Origin of the sequence: Pseudomonas sp. TNT2022 ID642 (genome assembly GCF_028656995.1) — a bacterium.
Lineage (GTDB): Bacteria > Pseudomonadota > Gammaproteobacteria > Pseudomonadales > Pseudomonadaceae > Aquipseudomonas.
Genome location: NZ_JAMDGW010000021.1, coordinates 51,439 through 62,070 on the forward strand (window position 1 = coordinate 51,439; position 10,632 = coordinate 62,070).

Consider the following 10,632-nt stretch of genomic DNA (forward strand, 5'->3'; position numbering starts at 1 on the left):
AACGTCTGAAGTCTGCCGATTGATATCACTGTGATATCATTTTTTGTCAGTTTCTTCAGTCTTTCATTCGAGTCATTCCATGAAACCCTTTTTCCTGCTGCCGCTTGTGACCCTCTTTTCTGCTTTCAGCGTTGCCGCTGCACCCTCGCCGGTGGCGTCGTTTGCCGCTTGTGACGATCACTCGCTGGCCGTTGTGCAATCACCTTTGATCAAGGATCTGGTGCCGAGCTCTGTCGAAAATGGCCGGATCAAATTGTCCGGCGGCACCAAGAGCGACATGGGGCAGCGCTGGATGTTTGCCAAACCGGTCGAGATCGATGGCATGTCGTTGACCGGCTTCTACGCCGAAGACATGGACCTGATGGGCACGCGCATCATCAGTTGGGGCTTCTACGCCAAACAGACGCCGAATGAACTCCACACTCAACTGGAAAAAGCCGGCGGGCCACGCTTGGATATGTCGCAGGGACTCTTCGCTCGCGCGGAAATCTGGTCCCATGGCAAATCCAGCTGGCAGCCGGAAGATCCTGCTGCTACTGCCGGTAAGCTGGTGGCCGACAGTGCCGAGCGGGTGTTCTTGATTGAACCGGCTCCGCAAGAGCTTAGCGCTGGCAGCAAGGGTATGTTTACTTGCTCGATTCAGGGCAAGGTTAATGAGGCGATGCTTAAGTCGAGTCGTCCGGATTTGGTTAGTGTTGCTCGTTGAAAGGTTATGAGTGCAGGTATGGAAAAGGACGTGCAACAAAGCCCGCACTTTGCTGGCTCTGTTGTTGAGAGTTGGTAGGTCGGGGGTCGTTTGAACTCGTCCCGTAGAGCCTCGTAAACATTGGTCTCCGTGACTGCTTGTGTTGTCCGGGATAAAAGAGCGGATACACGCGGCCTTCACCTATTCTCAATCAGACCTTTAAAGCTGCCTCCCAAGTGAGTTTCTGTATGTACTCATGGTCGCTAGGCATCATTGAGGTAACTCCGGCTTCGAAGTCAGCAGTATTTCTCTCAGCACGCGGCCACTGCTGCTTTCTACTTTGTATACGGTTTTGTCTACCAGTAAAAAAGTACTCTTACCATCTGCCAAAATGAGGGTGCCTGTAAGCTTTGCTTCCTTGTTGGTTATCAAGGTGTGCTGCTTGTCGAGGCCCTTGATAAGTTCTTGCTGAGTGAACCCCTTAGTGTCTGCTTTACCCATTCTTATGCCCTGTTGAACACCGATCGCCGGGGTGAAAAAGGCTATGAACAATAGAAACCCAACCCAGCAGGCTAGGACAATTTTTGTGTCTCGTTTCGCGTTCTTCACCACGGCCCCGATGAAAGCGCCCGCTACCAAAATGAAGCAAAATGCGAGAATGCCTGGGCCGATGATGGGGACGTAATTCGCGGCTTCCAGGGCGCCGGAAAACAAGCTGATGTAGCCGTATAGAAGCAGGCTAGGAGTACTCAGTGCAATTTCGTTGGTATCGATTCCAAAGCTGTTGTAGTAGCCAACCAACAGAGAGTAGCCATACACCACAAGTGCGGCTTGGAGGCCAAGTGCCGCGTAGTTGATTAGCTTGAACGCCAAGTCGACGTTGGTTTCGAGTTTTTTTACGCTAGGTACTTGCTCGGATACTGCTGGGCTCTGTGTGCCGACAGGAGGAGCGGCGACGAGCGTGATGGGCGTGACCAATTCGACACGGATTGATTTGTCTTTCTTCCAGAACATCAATGCTTCCCTGCTGATTTTGACGGAATGGCACCATACCTAAATCAGAGCATTCTTCTCTAGCCCGAGCGATTGATCATCGACTTACACAAGCCAGAAAACACCAAGATCCTGATCGAAGCGCTAAAGGAACTGGTGCCGCTGGGGTTGAAGCTTGAACAGTCGGTGATACGCGACAAGCTCAATATTCCCGCTACCGACGAGGGTACGAACTGCTGGGCATCCCTGCACCCGTTGCTACTCCTGCGTTGGCACAGGTGACAAACAGCGAGCAGATACGTGCGAAACCGGTAATGCAGCCGGACATCGTGGATAACCAGGTGCGGATGACAGAACGGACGGTGGGGGGCACTTGGATGACATGGTCGAGCAGATCAAGGAGATGCTCGACTCAGTCAACAGCCTTGAGGAGTTTTGGTATCGGTTGATTGAAACCTATCCGGCGATGACTACCAATCAGTGGCGGATGCTATTGCCGATGGGCTGGCGGCTGCCAGCCTGGCGGGGTGTGATGACATTTTGTGGGGATTGTAAGTGGGCTTCCAATCAATAGTCTGGAAGCAGCTTATGCAAGATGACTGCGGCGCCACCCCAGCAAAGAAGGTACACACACTTGGAAAGAAACAGCGTGAAATTCCGCGCTATCGCCGAAACGTCCTCTGCGTGTTGGGGGGAAGGGAATACGAATGCGACTACCAATAAAGCCACGATGATAGTCACCATCCAAGCAAACCCTTTATCTTTTCTCGCCAGGTAGTAAGTGCCCGCGAAGACTGCCGCGCTGAGCAGAAACGAATAAAACATAAGATCTTTAAGCATTTAAACCTTCGATTGAAATGTGATGGAGCTAACAACGTGGTCGGCAGATACGCAGAATTAATTAGGGTTAGTTGGATTTTTTTCAGCAGCACCTGGACGGATTAACTATGGCTGTCTCACACGGATCACTCCCGTTTAAAAAACAAATCGACACTTCCGTGCCGAGGTCGATCTGCCGACCCCTTCCTGGACGGATATCTACACCATCGATCACGACTACGCTTTCGTCGTAGCCGGAGCGGTCAAGCGCGATCTGCTGACTGACCTACGCGGAGCCGTTGAGAAGTCCATCGCCAATGCACCACCCTGGAACAGTTCCGCAAAGACTTCGACCAAGTCGTCGGCAAACGTGGCTGGCACTACCAAGGCGAACGAGGCTGGCGCACCAATATTATTTGGGAAGCCAAACTGCGCCAGTCCTACAAAGCTGGCCGGGAAGGCAGATGACCGACACCGAAGATGCGTAAACGCTGCCCCTGTGGCGTGTATCGCCACGGCGACAGCGCCACCCACGTCCGATGCACCTGTACTGGAGCGGTACAATCTTGCCGCTTGGCGACGCATGGTGGGTGACAGATGGGGCTGCAAGTGCAGCGTCAGGGTCTCACGGCTGGCCCTGCGCCCGCTATTGAATGGGAAGATCGGGTTAACAGCAAGAACTGTCCCAAAGGCCTGCGCACCGTTTGCGTGCCCAGAGGTATCGATTCGGGGTTGAATATGCGCCGGGGAAATCGCGCCTCGCGAACGCCGTTCCCCAGTTGCGCGCCCGTGATCCTCTGCGAGCTTCGTCAGCAGCACCAGTCCCGTATGATCAGGCTTACCCTCCATGGGGTAACCGCATGCGCGGCTCATCCATCCCCTTGATGTAGCCGGCAACAAGATCATCAACGCCTAGCGCGGAGACGATGCCAGTCCGCAGGTAGATCGAATCGTAAATAAATACCCACTCCCCTGAGTTTGTGTATTCACTCAGCGGATCACCATCCATGGCTCGACAATCCAAGCGTCACTCTGGCAACAGCAACCTTCATCTGCATTACGACGACACCTTCAACGGTCTACCCGTCATGGCGCACTTCGCCCCCTTCGTTACCGAATACCTGGAACGCCTTCTCGAAACCGCTCAGTTGGCGCTGAGCGATCACCGCCAGGTGTTCGCGGTGCGTTTCGATCTTCGCTGCCCCGATGATTACCTGACATTGGGGTTAGGCAACGGAGTCATCTCCCGCTTTGTTGATTCCCTGACTCGTCGGATTGACCTCGCACGGAAGCGTGCCCAGCGTCTGAATGGCTTCGCGCATCAGACCAGTGTGCGCTGTTGCTGGGCGAGAGAGTTCGGCCAAGAAGGCAGGCTGCACTGGCACTTTGTCCTGTTACTGAATCGGGATGCGTTTCACACCATCGGAAACTTTCACTCTGGAAGAGAAAACTTATACGGCCGCATACAAGCTGCCTGGGCCAGTGCGCTGGAGATTTCCGTCGATGATGCCGATGGCTTGGTGCATATCCCTGCTAACGCCACGTACGTTCTCTCCCAAGATGATCCTGCGGCAATGGATGAGTACTTTCATCGTGTTAGCTATCTCGCCAAGGCAGCTACCAAGGAATACGGCAGTCGTCACCGTGCGTTTGGTTGCAGCGGACGCTGAACCAATTAAGCACGGCTTCACACTTGGGATGTGCTGCGTAGCTCATCCCATTATTAAATCAATCCACTATCCAGCAGGCACGGTCATGCTTCTTCCTTACATCAATCCGCGACTTCCTTTATCTGAGTAACATGCGGCAATCGCCATCAGCCGATTGATGGACGCCGTCTCTCGCATAGAGGGGCCGATCTACCGCATCACCCTGGATGCTCTGGGCGACGAGTAGGTCAAGTCGACATCGCTGTCCAAACTATTCGACTGCGTGCCACAGATAAACGAAGAGTACGCAAATCGCTGCGACGACGAACACCAAGAGGTGTTCTGGTTGGCGTACCAAGAGATTGGTTTCGAACATAGCCCGTTGGGTCTGGTCTGCATGAACAGTACGGAGACAGGTTACTTGAGCACTGCTCAATCGATGAATGTACTGGCCGATAGTATTCGGATGCTAATCAGACGCTCGGAGTTGGACGAGTCCATCGTGTAGGTGGGATTAGCCTCGCAAGGGTGGATCAGCCAGGTGCGTGTCGCTATTCGACCCATTTCAGAACATTCGCTAGGCTCATAGCGGCTGGTTTCGGCGAGTGTCGCTTCATCCCAGTGTGCTGATATCCAAATCAATGGAGATTTTCTGTCTTTGAGCGTCAGTGCATGCATGACCTCCACCTCTGGCCATCCGTGCATCTTCAAATCCAGCAGCAGACACGCAATGTCATCGAAGTTTTCGATGGCGAGGAATTCCTTGCCCGAGATTAATACCCGAGAGCGGTATCCCGCCGATCGAAGCAAATTAGACAGCCTTTGCGCACGGACGCATCGTCGTCCACGATACTGACGATGGCCATGGCGTTGATGGACGCCCGAGGCGAGGCGTGGTCACTGTCGGTAGTCATGGAAGACTCTGCACGCCAAACGTTGGTTCTGAGCTAATCAAGCCATACAGGTTGTTGGTGCTGATGCGATTTGACCCAGGCTGCTGATCAGCAGCCGGGAGATGGACGAGGCTACAGAGCAAGACGAAAAAATCTTCAGCCCGACCTAATGTAGGGCACGAGTTTGGCTCACTCGCGCCGGCGCGGCACCAGCATTTGTGTGTCTGCCATTACTAGGGGGGGCTGACTTGTAGGTGGCGTTATTTTCCATTTACATCCATGTTTTACTGTTGTTTGTAGCTGGTTATTTTTGTCCCCTAATTTGTCCATCCACTTCGAGGTTTCGTCCAGACTGAGGGGCCTGTTATTTGGCAAAATTGCAACCTAAGCGGTTCTTTGATGCCTTCGGCTCTTCGCTATCCGCTATGTATGCCTAACGAAGCAAGCTTTGGCGGCACGGTAATCGTAAGCAAAACCGTGATAAGCAGCTTTAACCTTATTAAATCCGACAAAAACCGTTAATATTCGCAGGTTTTTTTATCGGCAGATTTAGCTATGACTGATCGTTGGCACAGTGTTGATGAAATTGCCGAACACCTCGGCGTCAGCAAGGACACCGTTTATGCATGGATCGCCAAACGCAACATGCCAGCACACAAGGTCGGTCGGTTGTGGAAGTTCCAGAAGGTTGAGGTGGATATCTGGGTCAAGGCTGGCGGAGCGAGTGGCGAAACGCAGCAGGCGCGAAGTGATGGCTGAGCGTTATCGTCTTTCTTTCACCACGGGTGGCCTGTTTTTGCAGGAAGCACCGCTGGTTGTGGAGCGCTATCTAACGCTGCGTGATTGGAAGAAAACACGGGCGCAGGTGCGTGCTGAGAACCTGTTGCAAGTTCGTACATCAGCTGCTGCGACCCGTATCAGTAAGGAGTTGATCGCGCGTCTGGAGCTGTTGGACCCAGAGGAGCTGGAGCTCTTGGTGGACGGAAGCCTGCGCGAGCAAGGCTACCTCCTGTGGGCTGCAACTTGCCGGCGCTATGCTTTCATCCGAGACTTTGCACGCGAAGTTCTGCGCGAGCATTACCTGCTCATGCGCCGCCAACTCACGACAAGCGATTACGATGCCTTCTTCAATGCCAAAGCTTTATGGCATGTCGAGCTGGATGAACTGGCTGCGTCCACGCAAAGCAAGTTGCGGCAAAATCTGTTCCGCATGTTGAGAGATGCCGATTTGATCAACGCGCAGCGCCAGATTCAACCTGTGTTGATGACTCCAGCGCTGGCCCATTTACTGGTCCACCACGGTAACGAGCAATTGCTGACATTCCCGGCAACCGACCATGAAATTAATAGGTGGCTGCAATGAGCCAAAAAATTAGTCAGCAGCCGCTGGCAGCTCGCTTTGAGCACCTGGTGAGCGTCATGAGCGGTCAGCGCTTTCTGGAAATGAGGGGGCTGAATAATGATCTGCCCTTCTATATCTGCGAATTCAAAGCGGCTGAAGCCTTTGAGATACAACGCATGCAGCGGCAGCTTATCAACACGCTGGCAGGTTTACGTGTCGATTGCCTACAGGGGCGCGGTGTAAAGGTGCTGGAGATCAACCTGTATGACCTGACCATCGAATTGCTCAAGGCCCGAGAAGGCAGTGAGCCTGGCATGAGTGTTTGGGATCAAGTACAGAGAGACGAGCAGGACTATGAAAAGGAAGCTCTGCTGGAGCTTTTGCAGGGAATACTCGACATCAAGGAGCACCTGATCCCGGCCATTGGCGAGCGTATTGCTCAAGCTGATTACGACGTGCTGTTTCTTTCCGGCATCGGTGAAGTGTTCCCCTACATCCGCTCGCACAACGTACTCAACAATCTGCAAAGCACGGCCAAGGACAATCCCACAGTTCTGTTCTTCCCCGGCGAGTATCGACATTCGTTGGAGCAAGGCGCATCTCTGGAACTATTTGGCTTGCTGCACGATGACAAGTACTACCGCGCATTCAATATTTTCGAGTCTCAGGTGTAAGGAAGCAGTCGATGAATCTCAACGGAATTTTCAAGAGCCCAGTCAGGCGCCCGATTGAGGGCGTCATCAAGGCCGACGACGAAGCTAGCTTGTTCAACGAACTGAGTGAATACGTCCTTACTGACGAAGTCGCCAAACGTCTGGAACACTTCTTTGATGCCTATACCGATTACCACCACGCCAATGGCGTCTGGGTGTCCGGATTCTTCGGCTCGGGTAAGTCGCACCTGCTGAAAATGCTCGCCCTGCTGCTGGAAAATCGCCAGGTCGACGGCAGTTCTGCGCTGGATATTTTCCTTCCCAAAATCAAGGAAGATGATGAGCTGCTGCGTGCCCAGCTCAAGAAGGCCGTAGCCATTCCCTCGAAAAGCATCCTGTTTAACATCGACCAGAAGGCCGACATCATCAGCAAGACTCAAATCGACGCCTTACTCTCGGTGTTCGTCAAGGTCTTCAACGAAATGTGCGGTTACTACGGCAAGCAGGGCTATATCGCCCAGTTTGAGCGCGATCTCGACAGTCGTGAACTGTTCCAGCCGTTCAAGGACGCCTACCAGAGTATCGCCAACAAGCCCTGGGAGCGCGGTCGCGAACAGGCATTGCTGGAGTCCGGCAACATCGCCAGGACCTACGCTCAGATCACTGGTGAAGACCTGGCGCTGGCCAAGGGTATCCTCGACAAATACCGCGCCCAGCACAGCGTCTCCATTGAGGACTTCGGCAACCAGGTCAAGGAGTGGCTGGATAAACAGCCGTCCAATTTCCGCTTGAACTTCTTTGTCGATGAGGTTGGTCAGTACATTGCTGACAACACCAAGCTCATGACCAACCTTCAGACCGTGGCTGAGAGCTTGGCCACCAAGTGCCAGGGCCGGGCTTGGATCATCGTCACCGCGCAGGAGGATATGGACTCCGTGATGGGCGACATGAGCAAGCAGCAAAGCAACGACTTCACCAAGATCCAGGCGCGCTTTGCCAATCGTCTCAAGCTCACCAGTGCCGACGTGGCGGAGGTGATTCAGAAGCGCCTGCTGACCAAAAACGATACCGGTGCCGACCTGCTGAAAACCGTCTACGACCAGCAGTTCAACAACTTCAAAACCCTGTTCGACTTTACCGAGGGTGGCCAGCACTACCAGAACTTCCGCGATCTGGTGCACTTCACCTATTGCTACCCCTTCGTGCCGTATCAGTTCCCGCTGTTTCAGTCGGCTATTCGTGGCATCTCCATGCACAACGGCTTTGAGGGCAAGGCTAACTCGGTGGGGGAGCGCTCGATGCTCGGCGTATTCCGCGAGGTGGCCATGGCCATCGAAAACGAGCCAGTCGGACAGCTGGCGACTTTCGACCGCATGTTTGAAGGCATTCGAGGCGCACTGAAAAGCGCTATCCAAAGCGCCATCAACAATGCCGAGCGGCACCTTGGCGATGCATACGCGGTGCGTGTGCTCAAGGCTCTGTTTTTAGTCAAGTACGTCAAGGAGTTCAAGGCCACTCTGCGCAACCTTAATGTGCTGATGCTGGAGCGTTTTGGAGAAGACATTCCAGCCCAACGCAAGAAGCTGGAAGCGGCCCTCAACCTGCTGGAACAGCAAACCTATATCCAGCGCAATGGTGAGCTTTACGAGTACCTGACCGACGAAGAGAAGGATATCGAGGAAGAGATCAAGAATACCGAGATCGAATCCGCCGATGTCATCAAGGAGCTGGAAACCCTGCTGTTCGACGGAGTGATCAAGCAACGCAAAATCCGTTACGAAAACGGCCAGGATTACGCCTACACGCGAAAGATGGACGACCGCTCACTGAGCCGCGATTCTGAGTTGGCCATCCATATCGTCACTCCATTAAGCGACAATTTCGATAACCTTACCGTGCAGCGAATGCAGAGCATGGGCCGTGATGAATTGCGTGTAGTGCTGCCGGCCGATGCCCGCTTTATGCAAGATCTCACCCTGCACAAACGCACCGAGATATACATCCGCCAGAACAGTAGTACCCAGCAGGAAGCAGTTAAACGCATCATCGATGCCAAGGGCTTCCAGAATACGGAGCGTTTGGCCGATCTGCAGGATCGTGCCAAGGAGCTGCTTGGCAAAGCACACTTGATAATTAACGCCGCCGACGTGGACGCTTCCAGCTCAGACGGCCAGGCTCGCATTCTCAAGGGTTTCTATCTGCTGATCGAAACGACCTACCCGAACCTGCGCATGCTGCGCGATGTCTCGTACAGTGAAAGCGACATCGGGAAACGTCTGCGCCAGGCCCAGGATGGCTTGCTGGGTAACGATGTCACCAGCCTGACCGAACCGGAACAGGAGCTATTGGCTTACATCCAGAGCAACGCCCGCAGCGGCGTGCGTACCACGGTCAAAACGTTGCTGGAGCGCTTCGAACGTAAAAGCTACGGCTGGTATTACGCCGCTATTCTTTGCAACCTCGCCTTGCTTTGCGCCCGTGGGAAGGTAGAAGTGCGACAAGACAGTAACCCGCTAGCAGGCGACAATCTGGAGCGAAGCCTGCGTAACACCAATGCCCACTCCAGTCTGGTATTGGAGCCGCAAATCGAGTTCAGCGCTTCCCAGGTTCGCCATCTTAAAGAGTTCTTTGCCGACTTTTTTGACCGGCCAGCAAGCAGCAACGAAGCCCGTTCCCTGGCACGTGAAACTATTGACGCAATTAAAGAGCTCGAAATCGAGCTGGCTGACCTGCACGGACAAAAAGCCCTTTATGGGTTTCTTAGTGTACTGGATGGCGTGATGGCTACCCTCAAAGAGGTCGCCAGCAAAAACGCTAGCTGGTTTCTCACTGATTTGTCCCGCGCCTCCGATGCCATGCTTGACAGCAAAGAGAAGGTCATTGAACCACTACGCCGCTTTATGGGCAGCCCGCAAAAAGCTATTTACGACGATGCTCGCCAGCTGGTGCAGGAGCAGGAAGACAATTTCGCCTATGTCGACATAGGTGAGGTAGAAGTCATCAAGACGTTACTCACTGAAAGTAAGCCCTGGCAGGGCAACCGCCTACAACAGGCCAAGCCGCAGCTGGAGGGCCTGCAACAAGCTATCGCTAGTCAGCTAGCTAGCGAAAAAGCTTCTGCAGTTAGTCGGCTTGCCGAGCTGGAACTGCGGCTGCAGGGTAGTGACGAGTACAGTGGCCTTAAGCCCGAGCAGCAGGTTCAGCTCGTAGCACCTTTTGTTGAAGCTCAGCAATCAATACATGGGCAGAAACGCATTGCCATGATCCGAGATCAATTGCGTGCTTTTGAGGAAAATCAATACGCGCAACTGCTGCTCAAATTGGAGCGAATGGCGCGTCCGCAACCAATGCCGGCTCCCGTGTCGTCAGTGCCGGCACCGCCAGCAGCGGGTAAATCGAGTATCGACAGCCCACCTGCTCCAGTCGAGCATCCGCCAAAAATTGCTGAACCGCTTCTGGTGCCAGCACGCACTATCAAGGTCGGCTACGGCAAACCTTGGTTGGCCAGTGAGGCTGAGCTAGATGACTATCTTCAGCAACAGCGTGAAGCCTGGCTGAAAGAAATTCAGGCCGGCAACCGCGTGCAAATCTAAATCGG

Annotated in this window: 8 protein-coding genes; 7 read left to right on the plus strand and 1 reads right to left on the minus strand. The window is 53.7% G+C overall.

Features of this window, described 5'->3' with window-relative positions; genetic code table 11:
* Positions 1-79: 79 nt before the first annotated feature.
* Positions 80-706, plus strand: coding sequence for a hypothetical protein (locus M5G26_RS21710; RefSeq protein WP_273916449.1), 627 nt, complete (start codon positions 80-82; stop codon positions 704-706).
* 249 nt (positions 707-955) lie between these two features.
* Here M5G26_RS21710 and M5G26_RS21715 read toward each other — a convergent pair whose 3' ends face one another.
* Complete coding sequence (locus M5G26_RS21715) at positions 956-1,699, minus strand: hypothetical protein (protein ID WP_273916450.1); 744 nt, start codon at positions 1,697-1,699, stop codon at positions 956-958.
* 352 nt (positions 1,700-2,051) lie between these two features.
* On the opposite strand from M5G26_RS21715, the gene M5G26_RS21720 reads away from it, so the two are divergent.
* The 6 genes from M5G26_RS21720 to brxC all read left to right on the plus strand — a co-directional run bounded on the left by M5G26_RS21720 (position 2,052) and on the right by brxC (position 10,627).
* Positions 2,052-2,252, plus strand: a complete 201-nt coding sequence (locus M5G26_RS21720) for a hypothetical protein (protein WP_273916451.1) — start codon at positions 2,052-2,054, stop codon at positions 2,250-2,252.
* 1,252 nt (positions 2,253-3,504) lie between these two features.
* Entirely contained in the window at positions 3,505-4,167 is a 663-nt protein-coding gene (locus M5G26_RS21725) for an inovirus Gp2 family protein (RefSeq protein WP_273916452.1), read from the plus strand.
* A gap of 1,427 nt (positions 4,168-5,594) precedes the next feature.
* The gene (locus M5G26_RS21730) at positions 5,595-5,798 is read left to right on the plus strand and encodes a helix-turn-helix domain-containing protein (protein ID WP_273916453.1); all 204 of its coding nucleotides are present in this window, start codon (positions 5,595-5,597) and stop codon (positions 5,796-5,798) included.
* Positions 5,791-6,402 (plus strand): DUF1819 family protein, encoded by a 612-nt coding sequence (locus M5G26_RS21735; protein WP_273916454.1) that lies wholly within the window; start codon positions 5,791-5,793, stop codon positions 6,400-6,402. Before M5G26_RS21730 ends, M5G26_RS21735 begins: the two co-directional genes overlap by 8 nt.
* Positions 6,399-7,055, plus strand: a complete 657-nt coding sequence (locus M5G26_RS21740; protein WP_273916455.1) for a DUF1788 domain-containing protein — start codon at positions 6,399-6,401, stop codon at positions 7,053-7,055. Before M5G26_RS21735 ends, M5G26_RS21740 begins: the two co-directional genes overlap by 4 nt.
* An 11-nt stretch (positions 7,056-7,066) precedes the next feature.
* Positions 7,067-10,627, plus strand: a complete 3,561-nt coding sequence (gene brxC / locus M5G26_RS21745) for a BREX system P-loop protein BrxC (protein WP_273916456.1) — start codon at positions 7,067-7,069, stop codon at positions 10,625-10,627.
* Positions 10,628-10,632: the final 5 nt, after the last annotated feature.

Coding starts and splice junctions, on each gene's coding strand:
- M5G26_RS21725 (WP_273916452.1), top strand. CDS start 3,505: ATGGCTCGACAATCCAAGCGTCACTCTGGCAACAGCAACCTTCATCTG.
- M5G26_RS21715 (WP_273916450.1), bottom strand. CDS start 1,699: ATGTTCTGGAAGAAAGACAAATCAATCCGTGTCGAATTGGTCACGCCC.
- M5G26_RS21735 (WP_273916454.1), top strand. CDS start 5,791: ATGGCTGAGCGTTATCGTCTTTCTTTCACCACGGGTGGCCTGTTTTTG.
- M5G26_RS21730 (WP_273916453.1), top strand. CDS start 5,595: ATGACTGATCGTTGGCACAGTGTTGATGAAATTGCCGAACACCTCGGC.
- M5G26_RS21710 (WP_273916449.1), top strand. CDS start 80: ATGAAACCCTTTTTCCTGCTGCCGCTTGTGACCCTCTTTTCTGCTTTC.
- M5G26_RS21740 (WP_273916455.1), top strand. CDS start 6,399: ATGAGCCAAAAAATTAGTCAGCAGCCGCTGGCAGCTCGCTTTGAGCAC.
- brxC (WP_273916456.1), top strand. CDS start 7,067: ATGAATCTCAACGGAATTTTCAAGAGCCCAGTCAGGCGCCCGATTGAG.